We start from the raw sequence: 19,111 nt of genomic DNA on the forward strand, positions 1-19,111 counted from the left end.
TCTTTTTCCTTTGGTAATTAAGTTGCAGTCCATGTATACTGATATACTACTAAAGGTAGCTTTGTTTCTATCACGTTCGTTTGAATTTGTGTTCGGTATTGTTTTGGCGTATTGAATGAGTCAGCTTAATTTTGAAAAAAATATCAATTTTTCTATGATGAATAAAAGTTTAGTAATCCCGAAGTTTTCCTGGGGCTTCTCACTAGAGTGGCTGCTGCTGAGTGCGATCGCCATCTCAATATTGCTGCGAATTCTCAATCTGGGAAGTCGGGAATTTTGGTATGACGAAGTTTTATCATTACTCCTTTCAACTGGGCAGAAAACTGCTTACAACACTCCTGGGGATACACCAGTAGTCTTGGCAAACTATACATCCTTGTTAAGTTTACCCGTTGAGTCAGGTGTGGGCGAAATAATCCTCACCCTGAAACAGCTAATTCATGGTCTCCTAGGAGGGGAACCTCATCCACCAATATTCTTTTTAAGTCAGCATCTCTGGCTACGTCTTTTTGGTAACAGTGAAATAGCAATGCGGAGTTTGAACACATTATTTAGCATTGCAGCGATATTTAGTGCTTACGGTTTAGGTAAGACTTTTTTAGGACATCGTGGAGGACTATTTTTAGCAGCCTTACTAGGAATTAATCCGTTTTTTTTATTCCACTCTCTCAATCTCCGGATGTATGCCCCTCTAGTTTTGTGGGTAACATTAAGTTCATGGGCACTACTGCATCTGATTGATCAGCGGGATACTCAAATTCCTGACAGTCCCCGCAGTCAGTGGTTATGGAATACCATTCTGATTGTGTCCATCCCTGCTGGATTACTAACTTTTTATTTATATGGCTATTGGGTAATTGTTTTAGCAGTCTTGGTACTTTACCTTGATAGACAGCATTGGTTGCAGCATGGCTGCCGTTTGGGATTTGGAGTTTTGCTGGCTATGCCCTGGATATTATGGGGTACTATCAAACAACTCCGCAATAGCGACTTGAACCGTTTTGGTGCAGGGGCTAAATCTGTACCTGCGTGGTTGAATCACTTGCAGGATGTGACTCGGACTTTGGGTACTGATTTACTTGTGGGAGATTGGGTAACTAGTCTAGAGCCAATTAACGTCACCATAGCTGGTTGTTTGGTCATCTTGTTACTGTTAACCTGTTGTATCAGCCTTTGGCGTCAGGGTGAGCAGAAGAAATTAGGTGTAGCTTTGATATTAGGAATTTTGCCGCTGTTTCTAGCATTGGTAGTAGACATAGCAACTAAAAAATTTACATTGGGGTTTGGCTGGGGACGAACGATGATTATTATTCTCCCTGGCTGTTTATTATTACTAGCTTTATGGGTCGAAAGGGGAGTTTCTAGTCAATTGCGTACACCCATAGCAACAGGTTTATTACTTGTGTATCTCACCATCAGTATTGGTGATTTTAGCTTGCGGCCACGTTCGGTTTTTCATTCAGTTGCCGAATTGATTTTACAAGAAAGAAATCAACCAACTTTAATAGCGATGAATTCCCAAGCTTGGGGTCATGTTATGCGTTTGGCTTATTACATTCCCTCAAAGTCCCCTGTGATGCTGCTAGCCCAAAAACCCGGAGAATTGGCAACTTCTTTAGAAAAAGTCCTGAAGGATGAAGCGGGTAAATATCATCGTGTTATTTGGTTAGATAGCAGCAGTCCTCTGTGGTCTCGTTTGAAAACTGAAGCGGAAATAGAAACCCAAAAACAGAAAGTTAAACAAGTTTTATCAACCCAGTTTCAGCTAAATAGCACTCAGTCTTTATCCGGTACTATGTTTCTTGATAAGTTTACTGCTAGTCTTTACAAAAATGCTTCTTTTAAATGAAATTATTCACATAAAGAAATCAATTTGCGACTTTTTATCTATCTTATTTCCCGATTTTTAATAGCTTTGGTACTTATACGATTATCGTTAATCTATAACGTATTTTAGCAAACTTATGATGAGCCAGCCCATATTACCGCAGGTAGGGAATGGCTTGATAAAGGACAGTATACAGATGAACCTTTTCATCCCCCTTTAGCACGGTTTTTTATAAATCAAATAGGACTGCTATACCTGGTTAATAGTCCATCGATTACTGGATAATTACGGTTATAGTTGTTTTTATTGAATGAACCTTATAGAACCGTCATTTTTTTAGAGGAATTATTAGTTAAATGTAAAATTTAGATGAATTAAAACAAAAATATGATGAATTAAAAGAAAATCCTATGAACTAATAGCTAGCAATTAATTAATATCAGAACAGCTAACAATAATCATAAATTTTAGGAAATGTTGGCTGCTATAGTTCAGGTGACAAAAGCCCTGATCTGTGGGACAAAAGATATTACGCTTGATTAACTGTCAACTTTCATACACTATCTCCTGCAAATTGAAATTTATTTTATGAATGTCAACCCATCAAACTCGCTGTTAACAGTTCCTACTGGGCAATTACAGATTTCGGAATTTACTGCTACTAATGTGGGTGCAGGTAGTAACGTTGTCCATCTATCTCTAGTGATTCCCACTTATAAAGAATGTGACAATATCAAAAATGTTGTTTCTATATTAAGCGGGTTACTGGATGAAGCTATCCCTGGAAACTACGAGTTGATTGTGGTTGATGATGATAGCCCAGACAATACTTGGGAAGTAGCACAATCATTGATGGAAGACTATCCCCAGTTGCGGGTGATGCGACGCCAACAGGAGCGGGGACTGTCTTCGGCGGTCATACGTGGGTGGCAAGCAGCTAGGGGAACTGTGTTAGGTGTGATTGATGGGGATTTGCAGCATCCACCAGAGGTGCTGATGCAATTGTTCGGCAAGGTTGAACAGGGAGCAGATTTGGCAGTAGCCAGCCGTCATGTCGAAGGAGGAGGCGTTAGTAGTTGGAGTATTGTCAGGCGGTTTTTATCCCGTGGTGCTCAGGTGCTGGGATTAATTATTTTACCGGGGGTATTGGGAAGAGTAACTGATCCGATGAGTGGTTATTTTATGGTGCGCCGGAATGCGATCGCCGGGGCAACACTCAATCCAGTAGGTTATAAAATTCTTCTGGAGGTGATCGGGCGGGGAAATGTGGGCAACATTGCCGAAGTGGGCTATGTGTTTTGCGAACGGAAAGAAGGTGAAAGCAAGGTTACATGGAAGCAATATTTAGATTACATTCATCACTTAGTGCGGTTGCGGGTGTCCACAGGGCGGCTGGGTAAAATCAGGCGCAAGATTAATTTTCCCATTGGTCGTTTCGTTCGTTTTGGGTTGGTGGGACTAAGTGGGGTATTTGTGGATATGCTGATGCTTTACTTGCTGAGTGATCCTACAACCCTAGCTTTGCCCCTGACGCGCAGTAAAATCATTGCTGGCGAAATTGCAATTTTCAATAATTTCTTGTGGAATGACGCTTGGACATTTGCTGATGTCAGTATGAGACAGCAGGAAGGACATCAACGCCTGAAGCGCTTTTTGAAATTCAACATTATTTGCCTGGCCGGATTGGTGTTGAATGTACTGGTATTGAATTTAGTGTTCAATTTGCTGATTCCTAACCGCTACATCGCCAACCTAATCGCGATCGCAGTTGCTACCATCTGGAATTTCTGGGTTAACTTAAAACTGAGTTGGCGAGTGACTGACGTGAAATAGTCACAGCTAGGGATTTTATATCTCAAACATTCGTTTACAGTCCAACTCGACTTGTTAATGGCATGGCGATGAGAGTTTCTTTTTGAGGTTTACACCACTTTTGTAGGAAGATAATTTGGTTGCTGAGAGCATACACTAGCTACCAACTCTTGCAAGCAAAACCTCTATCTGACAAAGGATGCATTTATATAATCGGTATGCTAAAGTGCCCCATGCCTGGCCGTGCCTGATGTGGTTTATTCTCGGACTCGGTTTGCGCCTAGCCAACTTAACAGCAAAGCCTCCTTGGACTGATGAATTTTCTACCTTGGTGTTTAGTTTGGGGAATAGTTTTTTGCAAGTACCGCTAGATCAAGCGATCGCACCTGATATCCTCTTGCAACCACTACAACCCCAAGCTGGTGCTACTTTCCAAGACGTCTGGGCACACTTGAGCCACGAAACTAACCATCCCCCACTTTACTTTGTGTTAGCTCACTGGTGGATGCAGTTATTTCCCACTCAAGGAGGTTTAGTTTCGTTGTGGGGGGCGCGATCGCTGGCTGCTATTTTTGGCGCTGCATCTATCCCCGTCATCTATGGCTTAAGCTGGCTGAGTTTTCGCTCCCACAAGGCTAGTCATCTAGCTGCTGCCATGATGGCAGTCTCGCCCTACGGCATATTTCTGGCACAAGAAGCACGCCATTATACCTTGGCCATCTTGTGGGTGATTGCTTCTCTCGCCTGCTTGGTAATTACCACAAGTCACATTCAAAACCGCACACAATTACCCATTTGGGCAGCACTCACCTGGGTGGTAATTAATGCTTTGGGTATAGCAACACATTATTTCTTCACCCTCACCCTCTGCTCGGAAGCGCTGGTTTTGCTTGTTCTGGCTTGGCAACACCGCCCCCCTCTCTCCCCACCTTGGTGGCGCATCTATGCTGTTGCTGTGGGCACTTGTGTGGCGGGTATGGTTTGGATCCCAATATTTTTGCAAAACAGCTATGGTAGCAAATTAACCGAGTGGATACAGCAGCCCCGCGTGGGATTTGCTTGGTTAAGCCCAATTTTTCAAGCGATCGCCGCCTGGATAACGATGCTTTATTTGCTACCAGTTGAAGCCCCACAACTAGCAATTATGATTGCCTCTGGACTGGTAATGCTGATTTTCATGATTTGGGCAGCCCCAATACTGGTTCATGGGTTTAAGATTCAGCTACAGCAGCCAGAAACCCGTTTCACAACTCAGGTGTTTATTGGGCTAGTTGTCGGTGCGATCGCATTATTCTTTATCTTTACCTACTTTCTAGGAATTGACCTAACACGGGGCGCACGTTATAACTTCGTTTACTTTCCCGCAGTCATAGTTTTACTAGGGGCAACTTTGGCAGTTTGTTGGCATTCTCCCCAGGAATTTATCGGCAGATGGGGAATAAATGGGCCAAAAGCCGTGATGTTAATTTTGCTGATGGGATTTCTCAGCGCCGTGACAGTTGTGTGTAATCTTGGCTATCAAAAATACTACCGCCCTGACCTATTTGTGCAACTAATACAGCAAACATCCCAAGTACCAGTACTGATTGCCACCACCCACAAAACTCATGTACACATTGGGGAAATGATGGGTGTAGCCAGGGAGTTTAAAATTAAAAATCCAAAATTTCCCTCTTCCCTGTTTCTTCTCGCCCATCAAGACCAAGATCCCAATACTTCCACTACTAGCCTAGAAAATACTTTAAAGGTATTACCACGACCCTTTGACCTGTGGTTAGTAAATTTTCATGCTCCTGTAGCCGAAGCAGTGAAAAAATGTGCTGCTGACACCCAATCCTTACCAGCAGTCAATGGTTACGAATATAAAATGTATCACTGCGGTGATAGTTAATATGAGAAATTTTCCCAATCCCTAATCCCCAATCCCCAGTCCCTACCTTCTACGATGATTTCAATGCGCCACAATTACGCCCCTCTGTTTTGAGTACTGATGCTCAAGCTATGACGCGCAATATCCTCTCCCAGATGATAGATAAATAGTAGTTACACTTGACAGCTATTCATCTGGGCTTTTGAGTTTTCATATATCGATAAATATCCGCAATATTGCGGGCATCATCAATGCCTCTATGGTGTGTGCCTTTCAATTCCATTCCCAGATGGGTGAGAGCATTTGCCATGCCAAACCCTTTAGATACGCCAAGATATTCTGAAAATTCCTTTTTGATATTTATGTGTTCTGAACCAAAAGGATATGGAACATTATGAAAAGCACAATCTTGCAGAAATTGCGCTTTGTCATAATTACCCCAAGAACAGAAAATATGATGGGGAAATGAATCAATCCATGCTTTAAACGTAGAAATCGCTTCGGCAAATTGAGGCGCATTTGCCACGTCTTTCTGAGATATGCTTGTCAATTCGGTACAAAAATCTGTCAGATGTACATTTCTCACAGGTTGAATAAATTGTTGAAACTCTGAATCAATTTCCCAGGTTTTTCTATTGAGCATCACCGCACCAATTTCGATAATTTCCATTTGATGCCGAGGTATACTACCTTCGTTACAGCAAGTAGCCTCCAGATCGACTATGAGAAAATAATGAGACATTAGTCCTTAGTCCTTAGTCATAAGTTATTCTGCTTATCACTCCATCCCGCCATTTCACAGGGTTTGGTGCCATCTATAATTGACTGCAAATGCTGATTAAAATCGCCTGCTTGTTGACCCAAGGCACTGAAAAAATCATGATCAATTTTGTTGACTATCTTAATTGCCTCTATTGTCAACTCATAACCTTTATTAGTTATGCTTAATGCCTTTGCTCTGGTATCTTTGGCATCAGTTTCTCGTTTAATTAAACATCGTTGTTCCAAAGCACGTAAAACTTTGGAAGTCATCATAATATCTGTCTTAGCGTGAGCAGCTAACCTGGCTTGGGTAACTGTTTCTTCCCCTTGACTTAGCCAAATAATTCCTGCTAGTAAGACAAACTGTACATGAGTCAATCCCAGATGGCTCAGTCCATTATTCATTTTCCTTTGCCAGAAATTAGATACCTGCCAGAGTAAAAATCCTGGGCTATCATCTGGACTCTCAAACTGAAATACTTGGTTGTTCGGCAATGTCAAATTTCACTCTCTTTATTATTTCTCTATTTGGCAACATCAAGCTAGCAACTACATCAAAATCAGGTTTGTGAATTTCCCATAAACCAAATCTCAATATATAGACTCAGTAAAGTTGATTCTCAATAAAATCCAGATGGGGTATTACTGGAAATATAGATGCTTCACAACCATCAAAAAACTGGATCTCGCGCCAGAAAAGAATAAATTTATTACTTATATCATAATCATAGGTTTCCTTGCCGATAACTCTAGCGATTACTGTGAAAGCTTGACATTTTTCCTGGCACCCAAATTTAAGTTTCGGGGGCTAATAAATCACCTATTTATTGACGTTCAGGCATTTAAGCGGTTACTTTTTGCCATGACAGGCTTGCATAAAATCACCTTTGATCTGCTTTTGCACATGATTTTTGGATGCCATCACTATCCAGTATCTAGGATTTTTCATCAGAGTATTCAGATGAAAGTTATGATTATATTAATCGTGATTAATATACTATCCAAGTAAGCGTGGAAACATCTAAATACTTGCTTGACTAATTAGTGAGTATGTGATACTGAATTAGGCTGAAGCAAAAGGTTTGATCCAGCCAATTTGCAAGGCGGTATCGAGAGTGATCTGCACCAAAGCAGCAGCGGCTCCGCCAACACAAACCAAAATACACTTTCAAGAGCCAGCAGAATTCCAACCAACTTCTATCTGGGTTAATCCCCGCACTAAACCAAAGGCAAAGACTCCACCAGCTTTGAGTTGGGCATTTTTATCTAAGGGGATAATATAGCGGTAGGTGACACCAACCAGTAAGCCAGAGAACCTAGCAATCGCCCCACTCAGCCAAAAGTGTAAATTTAGAGGAGTAATTTGCCAACTGGTAAGTATCGTAAAATACTTTGCTAGCACTAAAGCATTCACAAAACTGGTAATCAGGAAAGCTAAACCGAGAGATAAACCCCCAATTATTAGAGCCTTGAGGGATTCTAAGGGTTCTACCATCAGTTGAATATCTGAATGAAGATTCACAATTGTCCAACACCTCCACCAATGCAGTTGATTCATCAACTGTCCTTTCCCGGTATGATAAATATTAGAGACCTCTTGTAATTATTGAAAATAAAGACTATGGAGATTTTGACACTGGGCTGGGTATCATTGCTAGTTGTATTCACTTGGTCAATTGCAATGGTAGTTTGGGGACGCAACGGACTGTAGAGGAATTGTGGAAAATCCATTCCTGAGTATTTTGGCTTTAGTTGCTGTACTGCTTCTGGTAGCAGTCACTGGAGGTGTTGGTTATTTGACACTGGCAGATTGGCGCGATCGCCGACGTCGAGAAGACGAAGCACGCGAACTCCGACGCAACACTCCCAAGCGGCGATAATTCTCTATGCAGCAAATATAGGGCTATTTTCTGCGACCAAAAATATTTTTTAAGGACACGGTATTGTCGTGTCCTTATATTCTTAGATTTATAAATCTAATCAAACTGCGTTCAACACTTAAATCACTTCCTTTCTGGAAATATATTACCAGCAATATTGTTCGCGTTTTCTACACAAATGAAGTACAAGGATTTACATATACGATTGTCAGAAAGGCAGTTAAATAAATTACGAGCTTATACGGTGCATAAAGAAAAGGCTATTACCAGTCTGATAGAAGGCTGGATTGATAAACGACCGAACACAGAAATTCACAAAAACGACCCTAACCCGATTCCTTCTTAAGCTTGCGGCTTAATTTACTCAGAGTTTGCATCGTTTTTGTCCCGGCATTCATCTCACTCATTACTCCCGCTATTGCGGTGAGTGAGAGGCTTATGCCGGAGTTAGCTAAAATAGAGCTAATACAATCAAGTTCCCAACAAAAATATCAGCCAGATATGACATTTTCCCTGTGTCAGGGTGACCAACAAAAAGCTTTGTCTAGAGTAATTGCTCACATTCGCGAGTCTCTAGATATAGACACCATCTTCAAAATTACAGTCACCGAAGTGCGCCAGCTTCTGAACACTGACAGAGTTGGGGTATTTCGGTTTTATCCTGAGTTGGAATGGGAAGGAGAATTTCTCTATGAGGATGTAGGAACAGAATGGGTTCCAGCATTGGCAACTAAACTGCGCGACCACTGCTTTGCTGCGGAATTTGCCGGACTATATCAACAAGGTCGGATTAAAGCGATCGCTGATATCTATCTTGATAGTGCCAGCGATTGCCACGTCCAAATTCTAGAAAGATTCCAAGTACGTGCCAATATAGCTGCCCCCCTGATGAAAGGTAAAGATTTATGGGGATTGCTATGTATTCATCAATGTAGCGGCCCACGGCAATGGGAAGGATCAGAAATTGAGTTTGTGCAACTAATTGCCGAACATTTGGCAGTTGCCTTGCAGCAAGCAGATTACCTGGAACAGGTAAAACTACAATCGGCACAACTAGCACAAGCAAAAGCCAGAGAAAAAGCAGCGGAATGGCAGAAAATAATAGCCAAAACCATTGAGAAAATTCGTCAGTCTCTAGACTTAGAAAGTATTTTCCGCACCAGCACCGAAGAACTCAGGCATTTGCTAAAAGCTGATCGCGTGGCTATCTATCGCTTCAATCCAGATTGGAGTGGTGAATTCGTGTTTGAATCTCTGTCAGAGGGTTGGGACGCCCTGATGCTAGAGCAGTTACAGCGCCCAGAATTGGGTGAAAACATCAGCGAATGTCGGTTGCAAGACTTAATTGCACCCCCAGTGACTGATACTTACTTACAAGACACAGAGGGTGGTCGCTTCAGTAGAGGTGAAGTATACCGTGTTTGTAATGATATTTACAACACTGGCTTTAGCGACTGCTACATTAAAGTCTTAGAGAGCTATCAGGCCAGAGCTTATGTAATCATTGCCATTCTTCATAATCAAAAGCTCTGGGGCTTGCTAGCCGTTTACCAAAATGCCGGGCCTCGTGATTGGCAAGAAGATGAGGTGTACTTGCTCACACAAGTTGGCAGCCAATTTAGTGTAGCTTTACAGCAAGCTGTATTTTTACAACAAATGCAGACCCAAGCAGCAGAGATCAGCAAAGCTGCGGAAAGGCAAAGAGGACTAGCGAACACAGTAGAAAAAATTCGCCAGTCTCTTGACATTGACACCATTTTTAAAACCACTACTCAAGAAGTTCTGCGGTTATTAGAAGTAGAAAGAGTAGCAATTTATCGCTTCTACCCTGACTGGAGTGGGGAATTTGTTGCTGATTCCATTGTTGATGGTTGGACGCCAATGGTTAAGCCACAGCCAGTTACGGAACGGCTCCTTTTGCAAGGGACGAAAGCAGGTAAATTTGCACGGAATGAAATATTTGTCCCGATTTCTCAAGGCGAAAAATTGTGGGGATTGCTAGTAGCTTATCAAAACTCCCAACCCCGTTATTGGCAAGATGAAGAAATCAACTTGCTGGCCCAAGTTGGCATCCAACTGGGGGTAGCATTACAGCAAGCTGAGTCCTTGAAACAAGTGCAGGTGCAAGCGGAGAAACTGGCTAAAGCTACCGAAAGGGAAAAGGCATTAGCAGCAACGGTGGAGAAAATTCGCCAGTCTCTTGATCTGAATACTATTTTTGCTACCAGTACTCAAGAAGTGCAGCGGCTATTGGAAGTTGATCGAGTGACAATTTATCGCTTCCGCCCTGATTGGAGTGGGGAATTTGTTGCCGAGTCATTAGCCTATGGTTGGACACCGATACGGGAACTTGTGCCTGTAATTGCCGATGATTATCTGCAAAAAACCCAAGGAGGAGACTACGCTAAGGGTAAAATTCTTGTCATTAAAGATACCCACACCAGCAATGATTCTAATCGCCATTTTGCCCTAATTGAGCCAATGGAGGCGAGGGCCTATATGATTGTGCCGATTTTTCAGGGGGAGAAACTCTGGGGATTACTGGCAGCGTATCAAAATACAGAACCCTATGATTGGCAAGAGGATGAAGTAGATTTGCTGGTGCAAATTGGTTCTCAATTGGGGGTAGGACTTCAGCAAGCGGAATTGCTCGAACGAACTCGCCGTCAAAAAGAAGAAATTACCCAGACTCTCAAAGAATTGCAGAAAACTCAAAGCCAGTTAATTCAAAGTGAAAAAATGGCTGGATTAGGGCAGTTAGTTGCTGGGGTAGCCCATGAAATTAACAACCCGATTAGCTTTATTTACGGTAATATCCCCTACGTTACTCAACATACTAAAGATTTGCTAAACTTGCTGCGCCTTTACCAAGAAAACTATCCTCAGCCAACAAGGGAAATTCAACAGCAAGCAGCAGAACTGGATTTAGATTTTATTGCTGATGACTTACCCAAAATCCTCACTTCTATGATGATGGGGGCAGATCGCATCCGTGAATTAGTCTTGTCGTTACGGACTTTTTCTCGACTTGATGAAGCAGAAATGAAGCCTGTTGATTTGCATGAAGGTATTGAAAGCACTCTTTTGATTTTGCAACATTGGCTGCAACCAGAGACTAAATCCCTAGCTATTGAGGTAGTTAAAGAATATGGTGATTTGCCTCTAGTTGAATGCTATGCAGCTCAGATGAATCAGGTGTTTATGAACATTCTGAGTAATGCAATTGATGCTCTGGAAAAATTAGCATCTGCTGGAGAAATAATTGAAAATCCTACAATTTGGATTCGTACAGCAGTCATTGAAGGAAATTATATCCAGATTCGCATTGCTGATAACGGTTGTGGTATTCCGGAGGGGATGGAATCGCGTATTTTTGAACCTTTCTTTACAACTAAGCAACCTGGTCAAGGTACTGGTTTAGGTCTATCAATTAGCTACCAGATTATTGTGGAAAAACATGGCGGTCAAATCAAGTGTGTTTCTCAACCTGGTAACGGTTGTGAGATTTGGATAAAAATTCCGATGAAACGGTAGGTTAAAGTATTTGTTTGGCGCAAATGATGATCTGATGATTTACAATTGTTAGAACTTTTGAAGGAACATCGCCTGATGAAGTTTTGCAAAAAGTTAGCTTGAGGGGATTTAAACATGAAACAATATCTACCTTTTATACTTATTGGCTTTCTGCTATTTGTGGCAGGAGGTGATAAGGTGTTTCCTGGTGCTCTAGGTCAAGCTAGCACTCAAACCCGTACAGCCATGAACAATTTTTTTATGGGTCTGTCTCCCTCTTGGAAACCGAAGACGAAACCCTATGAGCGGACAGAGCAACAACTGCGGGAAGCAGAACAACAAAAATAGCGATTTGGCTTGAAACTGAGCTTGATTATTACTACTCGAATAAAAAGATTAACTTAAATCAGCAATTATCTATCTTTTTATTACAAGAGAAGTGATGCTAAAATCATATATCCATAAAGGAGAAGATTATGAGCAATCAATCTGTTCATACAACCAATAATCTCTACGCACAAGATTATAATTTATGGTTAGAGAAAACTGCTTATTTGTTAAAAAATAAGAATTTCTTAGAGTTGGATTTAGAAATTTTAATTGAAGAAATTGAAAGTATGGGAAGAAGTGATAAAAATGCTTTAAGGAGTAATCTTAGAGTGCTTTTAATGCACCTTCTCAAATACAAATTTCAACCCCAAAACCGATCCAATAGCTGGTTATACACTATCTATGAACATCGTCAAAGATTGCAAGAAGCATTTTTAGATAGTCCTAGCCTAAAAAGCTATTATACGGAAGTTTTTGATATTTGTTACCAACATGCTCGCAAAGAAGCATCTATTGAAACTGGACTTCCTCTGTCTATTTTTCCTCAAGACTATCCTTTTTCTGTTGATGAAACCTTAGACTCTGATTTCTTCCCAAGTTAATCACAATCGGTTTTTTGTTTCGCGCACCAGCGAAGCGTATCCCTTACGGGAGCCGGAGGCTCTAGCACGAAGTGCGTTAGGCGCAAAGGTGCAAAGGAAGAAAAAGAAGGCGCGATAGCGAAGCGCTGCTGCTTTCAGCAGATCGCATTTTTCGGGTGTGTGGCTATATCTTTTTTGTCTCACGCAGAGGCGCAAAGCCGCAGAGAGAGTAAGAAGAGGGCAATGCACGTTGGAAATGATTGCATTTTGGAGGTTTGGGATTTTTAAGAGCGATCGCCAACTCTGATCTTATATACTTGTTATATGTACAGGTAATAAAATGTGCTGTTTCATGTTAGTTAAGTTACATTCAACAGGATGAGACAACAAATGACTATACAGCTACAATTGAAACCAGAAATAGAAGCTCGTATTATTGCCCAAGCTACTAAACAAGGTTTATCAGTAGAAGCTTATCTTGAATCTTTGATTGAAGATAGTTTGACAAATCAGGAGGAACAATCTTTTTCTCAAGTAGCAACTCAGGAGGAGTGGGAAACTGCACTAACAAATTTAATCAATAGTCCTGCTTTTGCTTTAGCACCACCACTTTCAGATGCAGCTATTAGTCGTGATGGTATTTATACCAGAGAAGATGAAATGTTATGAAATATCTGGTAGATACTAATATTTTACTGCGTCTAGTACAAAAAAATAGTCCCATGCACCTTGATACTCAAAGGGCAATTTTAACGCTCAAAAAACAAGGTGATTTCTTATGTATTATCCCACAAAATATAATTGAATTTTGGGCTGTTGCTACAAGACCAATTGAGAAAAATGATTTAGGTTTATCTATCACTCAAGCAGAAGAAGAAAGCGAAAAACTTAAAAAGATATTTATATTGGAATGGGATACACCACTAATTTTTACTGAGTGGGAATCTCTTGTTATTAAATACCAAGTTATGGGAAAACAGGTGCATGATGCACGTTTAGCTGCGGCTATGGTAGCTCATAATATTACACATCTATTAACATTTAATGTTGATGATTTTAAACGGTTTTCGGAAATTATAGCTGTTGAGCCACGTGGTGTTGCAGCGCAGGCTTAATTATATTAGGGTTGTCGTAGCTTACTGTAGGTATCGCTTTTTTTTCACGCACCAGCGAAGCGTTCGCGGAGCGTGCCGGAGGCTCTAGCACGAAGTGCGTTAGGCGCAAAGCCGCAAAGGAAGAAAGAGAAGAGGCGATATCTGTTACTTTTCTCCAATAATATTCATATCCCATACCGTAGAAAACAACAGCTTTAGGTTGATATTTTTTGATTCTCTGACTAATATGATTTATTCGTTTCTCAATACAATAATTTCTATAAGTATCTCTATCAGATAAAAAAGGAATCTTAGAATGTTTACCATATATCCAATTATTAATAGATGGTGATGGTAAAGGCAATAATTCTAATAAACAAGTCTCTTTATCTTCTCTACCTAATTTATTTACTTGATATTGACGAACATCTTCTGTATCAATATTCTCTTTTCCATTAGCACTTAATGTAATACGAATTAATCCCTTCCATGTATTTTGTATTTTTGCATCCCATGCTCCCATATCTTCATGATATTTTGCAACATCGTCTATTTCCTTCTGCCCTCTTGTTGCCCATATATTTATTCTGTCATTAATATCGTTAAAGTCTTCTCCTCCTGCTTCTTCCATACCAATAAACCAATATTTTCCTTTATAATTACCATATCCATAAAATGTATCAATTCTTTTTTGTACAAGCTCATCATTCAAAAAAAATTGACTGTTCATAAATATTTGATATTACGCTTTGGGAGTTTTTTACAATTAATTGCATTCTTTTAATTCTCTTTTATCTTTGCTCCTTTGCGACTTTGCGCGAAACAAACCTCCCAACCTCTCTGCGCTTCTGCGTGAGAAAAAAGTAAGGGTATAGCAACAAACTACACCCCTACAAAAGGCTTAAAGCTGCTTCACTTCAGAAACCAACTTAGCCACCATATCCTTAGCGCTACCAAATAACATCGTCGTTTTATCCTTATAAAACAACTCATTATCTACACCGGCAAAACCGGTACTCATCCCGCGCTTAATTACAATTGTTTGCTTTGCTCGATCAACTTCCAAAATCGGCATCCCATAAATTGGGCTACTAACATCAGTACGCGCCGCAGGATTTACAACATCATTTGCCCCAATTACTAAAGCTACATCTGCTTGTTCAAACTGGGGATTAATATCATCCATGTCGTATAACTGGGTATAAGCTACATTTGCTTCAGCTAGCAATACGTTCATGTGTCCCGGCATTCTTCCCGCTACAGGGTGAATGGCATACTTAACATCAACACCCATCCGTTCTAGTTGATCTGCCAACTCGCGGACGCTATGCTGTGCTTGAGCAACTGCCATCCCGTAACCGGGGACAATTACTACAGAACGAGCATAACCTAACATCATCGCTCCTTCTTCGGGATCGATGCTGCGGACGGTTTGATCGGTTGCGCCACCAGCCGCAGCACCACCACCTGTAGCTGAACCTGAACCGAAAGCGCTGAACAGCACACTGAAGAGGGAGCGGTTCATTGCTTTACACATAATCTCGGTGAGAATTAAGCCGGAAGCTCCCACCAATGCGCCGGCGATGATTAACATATTGTTCATCACCACGAAACCAGCCGCTGCTGCTGCTACACCTGATAAGGAGTTTAACAGGGAAATTACTACGGGCATATCGCCGCCACCAATGGGGATGACGAACATTACACCCAACACCAAGGAAACGGCAACTACGGCGAGGAATACGGGCAGGCTATCTGGTGTGATGAGTAAATAGGCACTTCCCGCCAAATATGTCCCCAGTAGTAAGAGGTTAAATGGTTGCTGGAATGGAAAGGTAATTGGGGAACCGCTGATTAAACCTTGCAATTTGGCGAAGGCTAGAAAACTACCTGTGAAGGTGACACCACCGATTAACACGTCCAATAACATGGAAATGTTGACATCTAGGGGTATGGGTGCTGAAGAATCCAGCAATCTCCAAAATTCAGCTACGGCGACTAGTGCGGATGCTGCACCGCCTAAGCCGTTGAGTAAGCCCACCATTTGGGGCATTTCGGTCATTTGGACTTTGTAAGCGGCGATCGCACCCAGGACTGATCCTATGGCCAAACCTATCAAAATCATCTCGTAATTTAATACGTGCTGATCTAACATTGTGGCAGCGATCGCCAGCAACATCCCCACAGCAGCGACAACGTTACCGTTTCTGGCTGTAGCGGGAGAACCCAGCTTTTTCAAACCGAGAATGAATAAAGATGCAGCGACTAAGTACGTCAGCTGAATGCCAGTTGGTAAAAAGTCGCTCACGCCTTAATCTCCTTTTTCTTGAACATTTGCAACATTCTGTCTGTGACTAAAAAACCACCCACGACGTTGACGGTTGCCAGTACTACGGCAATCAAACCGAGAATTACTGACAAATTCGTCTCTCTAGCGCCAGCAGCCACCATCGCCCCCAGTACCGCAATGCCAGAAATCGCGTTTGAGCCTGACATTAAGGGGGTGTGTAGGGTAGGGGGTATTTTGTTGATGACTTCAAAACCAATGAAAGATGCCAAAACAAATACAAACAATGCAGCAATTAATGCTTCTGTCATGAAATAAAATCTCCTTCGAGTCATTAGTCATTGGTCATTAGTCATTGGCCATTGGGATTGGGGAACAGGTGATTAATTTCCATTAGCGATTACCCATTACCCATTACCCATTACTGATTACCCATTACCCATTAGCGATTACCCATTACCTAACTGCCAAGGCTTGCAGTGCATCCTTGACTCGTTGATTTCTAATTTCGCCGGCGTGGGTAACACAAGCTGCATCAACGATGTCGTCGGCAAGGTTCACCTGTAAGGCTTTGTCTTTAATCAGCAGTTGCATCAGTGATGTGATGTTTTTGGCATACAATTGGCTGGCGTGGACTGGCATCGATGATGGCAGATTGATGGGGCCGATGATTGTCACGCCGTTCCAGACAATATCTTTGCCGGGATCAGTGCAGGCGCAGTTCCCGCCTTGTTCGGCGGCTAAATCTACAATTACTGAACCTGGTTTCATTTGTGCCACCATTTCTTCTGTGACAAGTATTGGTGCTTTTCTGCCAGGGACTTGGGCCGTAGTGATCACAATATCGGAATTTTTGACGTGCTCGGCAACAACTTCTTGGGTGCGTTGTTTGCTAGCTTCGGAGATTTCTTTGGCGTAACCACCAGCGGCGGTTGTTTCTTCTTCAAGTTTGACTTCGACGAATTTCGCCCCTAAGCTTTGGACTTCTTCTTTAACGGCTGGACGGATGTCAAAGGCTTCTACTACGGCTCCTAGGCGTCTAGCGGTGGCGATCGCTTGCAATCCTGCCACACCTGCTCCCATGATAAATACTTTCGCTGGGGCGATGGTGCCGGCGGCTGTGGTTAACATTGGGAAATATTTTGGTAATGCCGCAGCAGCAATCAATACTGCTTTATAGCCTGCTAGTGAAGCTTGGGAGGACAAAGCATCCATACTTTGCGCCCTCGTGCTGCGGGGAATCAATTCCATCCCCAAGGCTGTGACTTTACGATTTGCCAGTTGCTGGGCTATCACTGGATTACCCAAGGGATTGAGGAAGCTAATTAAGACAGATCCAACTTTCAGCAAATCAATTTCTGACCGTCCATCTTCTCGTTCTTCGGGTGGGCTAACTTTGAGCAGGATATCTGCTTCGCCCCATAATGTGGCAGGATCGCTAATTATTGTGGCTCCTGCGGCTTCATAGTCTGCATCATTAAAAAAGGCTCGCTCTCCCGCACCCTTTTCTACCCATACTTCCAAACCTTGTTTTACCAACCGGGCCACGGTGTCAGGAATCAATGCTACACGACGTTCCCAAACTTCAATTTCTTTAGCAACTGCTATTTTCATGAAATCTCCTGGAGATAAGTACCTAATATCTGCTAACTATGGAATTTTCCCGATGAGGGTTTTCCCGCACTGATAGCCCATAGCCGGGCAGTATCAGCCATGATTTTTTCGCTTTAGATTGAACCTTGAAATTTTGCTTTCCCACTCTGAGTTCTCCCGGCAAAAGCTAACTTTGCCGCTTGCAGACGTCATAATTCCAGATAGTTGCAAACCGGTTTACATACTGCACATCCTATGTTGCTTCCCCAATTTTCCATCTTGGTCTTTAGCTTCTTTTAGGGATTGAAAAAATTTGGTATTACTTTCTGACATAAGTGCAATATTGATCAAATTTCTCCAGCTTGATAATTTCCCAATTAATTTTTTAATGATTGCTGCTTTCGTTCAAGCTATTTTAATCAATTTATCCTAAGTTAAGTGGCGATCGCCAATGGTATAACTCAATTTTTATAACAAAGCCCTTGATTTTATATACACTTATACATATTTGTCAACACTAACAAATCACTACTGTGTTTCTATCTACTGCCCATTTGCTCGCGCCGATGACCTAGAGGGCATCAAGTCCAACAATAATAGGTAAAATTTATTGCATCTTGTGTAGGCGATCGCTCAAGACTCTAAAGATAATGGCACTTTTTGCGAGCATTTCACGTCAATTGTCATGAAGTCAGAGTAAAGTTTAGTTAAGAATACTAACGCTCATTTATTGAGATTACAGACTTACCATACTATCTGCTAGAGGAGTTTAACTATGCGACGTGTACTTTCTACCTTAGCTGTAACTGGCTGTTTATTAACTGCTTTCCCAGTGATGACCTGGGGGCAAACCTTACCTGGATTAACACTGTTTAGCGGCGTCAAAAGCGAAAATCAGTTGCCCTTTCGGTTAGATTTTGGTGGACAAACCAATAGCACGGATCGCTACATCTTAAGAATTCCTGCCCAAAAGATGAAATTGGCAGTTGCCCAATTTGCCGTTACCTACCCAAATTATTACAAAGGAAGTTTTGATACCAAAAATATTGCAGTCAAGGTCAAAGGGAAAAAAGTTCCCCTAGCTGAGGTGAAGTGGAATAAAGAAGGTCGCGTCCTGGAAATATTTCCTCAAGAGCCAGTGCCAGCAGGTAGTAAGGTGGAGTTAGTATTATCTAACGTGCAAAACCCATCCTTCGGTGGAGTTTATTATTTCAATTGCCAGATTCTCTCCCCCGGCGATGTACCCCTACTACGTTACTTGGGCACCTGGATTTTGAGCATTTCTTGATTTGTGGACAGTAGTCAGTTGTTACTCATAACTGGTTGCTAGTAAATTTTTTCCCTAAATCCGGTTTTCTCACCATTAAAGTGATAAAATTACAGATTGTGACTTTTTATAAAAATCGCCTAAGAGGAGAACAGTATGCAGCGCACCCTGGGCGGCACTTGCCGTAAGAGAAAAAGAACATCTGGATTTCGCGCCAGAATGCGGACACCAGACGGGAGAAACGTGATCAGCGCCAGGAGAAGAAAGGGACGCCATCGTCTGAGCGTTTAGGGT

20 protein-coding genes are annotated in these 19,111 nt (G+C 41.9%); 13 read left to right on the plus strand and 7 right to left on the minus strand.

What is annotated here, in order from left to right:
• Window positions 1-157: 157 nt before the first annotated feature.
• From H6G32_RS15530 to H6G32_RS15540, 3 genes are all read left to right on the plus strand, one after another.
• A complete protein-coding gene (locus tag H6G32_RS15530; RefSeq protein WP_375539802.1) occupies window positions 158-1,849 on the plus strand; it encodes a glycosyltransferase family 39 protein in 1,692 nt (563 codons plus the stop codon).
• Between the two features lie 567 nt (window positions 1,850-2,416).
• Window positions 2,417-3,661 (plus strand): glycosyltransferase, encoded by a 1,245-nt coding sequence (locus H6G32_RS15535; protein WP_190459823.1) that lies wholly within the window; start codon window positions 2,417-2,419, stop codon window positions 3,659-3,661.
• 178 nt (window positions 3,662-3,839) lie between these two features.
• On the plus strand, window positions 3,840-5,531 hold the full coding sequence (locus tag H6G32_RS15540) for a glycosyltransferase family 39 protein (RefSeq protein ID WP_190459826.1): 1,692 nt from the start codon (window positions 3,840-3,842) through the stop codon (window positions 5,529-5,531).
• A gap of 169 nt (window positions 5,532-5,700) precedes the next feature.
• On the opposite strand, the gene H6G32_RS15545 is transcribed toward H6G32_RS15540, so the two are convergent.
• The 3 genes from H6G32_RS15545 to H6G32_RS15555 all read right to left on the minus strand — a co-directional run bounded on the left by H6G32_RS15545 (window position 5,701) and on the right by H6G32_RS15555 (window position 7,830).
• Window positions 5,701-6,252 carry a 3'-5' exonuclease gene (locus H6G32_RS15545; protein ID WP_190459828.1) on the minus strand — a complete coding sequence of 184 codons (552 nt, stop codon included), beginning with the start codon at window positions 6,250-6,252 and terminating at the stop codon, window positions 5,701-5,703.
• A 17-nt stretch (window positions 6,253-6,269) separates the two neighbouring features.
• Complete coding sequence (locus tag H6G32_RS15550; RefSeq protein ID WP_190459831.1) at window positions 6,270-6,773, minus strand: MarR family winged helix-turn-helix transcriptional regulator; 504 nt, start codon at window positions 6,771-6,773, stop codon at window positions 6,270-6,272.
• Window positions 6,774-7,440: 667 nt separating this feature from the next.
• Entirely contained in the window at window positions 7,441-7,830 is a 390-nt protein-coding gene (locus tag H6G32_RS15555; RefSeq protein WP_309232606.1) for a hypothetical protein, read from the minus strand.
• Window positions 7,831-7,893: 63 nt separating this feature from the next.
• On the opposite strand from H6G32_RS15555, the gene petN reads away from it, so the two are divergent.
• The 8 genes from petN to H6G32_RS15595 all read left to right on the plus strand — a co-directional run bounded on the left by petN (window position 7,894) and on the right by H6G32_RS15595 (window position 13,691).
• On the plus strand, window positions 7,894-7,983 hold the full coding sequence (petN, locus tag H6G32_RS15560; protein WP_012408302.1) for a cytochrome b6-f complex subunit PetN: 90 nt from the start codon (window positions 7,894-7,896) through the stop codon (window positions 7,981-7,983).
• Window positions 7,984-7,990: 7 nt separating this feature from the next.
• Complete coding sequence (locus H6G32_RS15565; protein WP_190459833.1) at window positions 7,991-8,152, plus strand: hypothetical protein; 162 nt, start codon at window positions 7,991-7,993, stop codon at window positions 8,150-8,152.
• A gap of 178 nt (window positions 8,153-8,330) precedes the next feature.
• The gene (locus tag H6G32_RS15570; protein ID WP_190459835.1) at window positions 8,331-8,498 is read left to right on the plus strand and encodes a hypothetical protein; all 168 of its coding nucleotides are present in this window, start codon (window positions 8,331-8,333) and stop codon (window positions 8,496-8,498) included.
• Between the two features lie 92 nt (window positions 8,499-8,590).
• On the plus strand, window positions 8,591-11,686 hold the full coding sequence (locus H6G32_RS15575; protein WP_190459837.1) for a GAF domain-containing sensor histidine kinase: 3,096 nt from the start codon (window positions 8,591-8,593) through the stop codon (window positions 11,684-11,686).
• Between the two features lie 114 nt (window positions 11,687-11,800).
• Complete coding sequence (locus tag H6G32_RS15580) at window positions 11,801-12,013, plus strand: hypothetical protein (protein WP_190459839.1); 213 nt, start codon at window positions 11,801-11,803, stop codon at window positions 12,011-12,013.
• 128 nt (window positions 12,014-12,141) lie between these two features.
• Window positions 12,142-12,597 (plus strand): DUF29 domain-containing protein, encoded by a 456-nt coding sequence (locus H6G32_RS15585; RefSeq protein ID WP_190459842.1) that lies wholly within the window; start codon window positions 12,142-12,144, stop codon window positions 12,595-12,597.
• Window positions 12,598-12,966: 369 nt separating this feature from the next.
• Window positions 12,967-13,245 (plus strand): hypothetical protein, encoded by a 279-nt coding sequence (locus tag H6G32_RS15590; protein ID WP_190459845.1) that lies wholly within the window; start codon window positions 12,967-12,969, stop codon window positions 13,243-13,245.
• Window positions 13,242-13,691, plus strand: coding sequence for a type II toxin-antitoxin system VapC family toxin (locus tag H6G32_RS15595; RefSeq protein ID WP_190459848.1), 450 nt, complete (start codon window positions 13,242-13,244; stop codon window positions 13,689-13,691). Before H6G32_RS15590 ends, H6G32_RS15595 begins: the two co-directional genes overlap by 4 nt.
• Here H6G32_RS15595 and H6G32_RS15600 read toward each other — a convergent pair.
• From H6G32_RS15600 to H6G32_RS15615, 4 genes are all read right to left on the minus strand, one after another.
• Entirely contained in the window at window positions 13,651-14,400 is a 750-nt protein-coding gene (locus H6G32_RS15600; protein ID WP_242046609.1) for a hypothetical protein, read from the minus strand. The two genes, H6G32_RS15595 and H6G32_RS15600, sit on opposite strands and share 41 nt — an antisense overlap.
• Before the next feature lie 171 nt (window positions 14,401-14,571).
• On the minus strand, window positions 14,572-15,978 hold the full coding sequence (locus tag H6G32_RS15605) for an NAD(P)(+) transhydrogenase (Re/Si-specific) subunit beta (protein ID WP_190459850.1): 1,407 nt from the start codon (window positions 15,976-15,978) through the stop codon (window positions 14,572-14,574).
• A complete protein-coding gene (locus H6G32_RS15610; protein WP_015209093.1) occupies window positions 15,975-16,268 on the minus strand; it encodes an NAD(P) transhydrogenase subunit alpha in 294 nt (97 codons plus the stop codon). The genes H6G32_RS15605 and H6G32_RS15610 overlap by 4 nt, the downstream gene beginning before the upstream one ends.
• A 145-nt stretch (window positions 16,269-16,413) precedes the next feature.
• Entirely contained in the window at window positions 16,414-17,571 is a 1,158-nt protein-coding gene (locus H6G32_RS15615) for a Re/Si-specific NAD(P)(+) transhydrogenase subunit alpha (RefSeq protein ID WP_190459852.1), read from the minus strand.
• Between the two features lie 754 nt (window positions 17,572-18,325).
• Between H6G32_RS15615 and H6G32_RS15620 the strand changes: the two genes are divergently transcribed.
• Both H6G32_RS15620 and rpmH read left to right on the plus strand, forming a co-directional pair.
• On the plus strand, window positions 18,326-18,838 hold the full coding sequence (locus H6G32_RS15620) for a DUF2808 domain-containing protein (RefSeq protein WP_190459854.1): 513 nt from the start codon (window positions 18,326-18,328) through the stop codon (window positions 18,836-18,838).
• A 135-nt stretch (window positions 18,839-18,973) separates the two neighbouring features.
• A complete protein-coding gene (gene rpmH / locus H6G32_RS15625; protein WP_015209090.1) occupies window positions 18,974-19,108 on the plus strand; it encodes a 50S ribosomal protein L34 in 135 nt (44 codons plus the stop codon).
• Window positions 19,109-19,111: the final 3 nt, after the last annotated feature.

It is taken from the genome of Cylindrospermum sp. FACHB-282 (genome assembly GCF_014697195.1).
Lineage (GTDB): Bacteria > Cyanobacteriota > Cyanobacteriia > Cyanobacteriales > Nostocaceae > Cylindrospermum.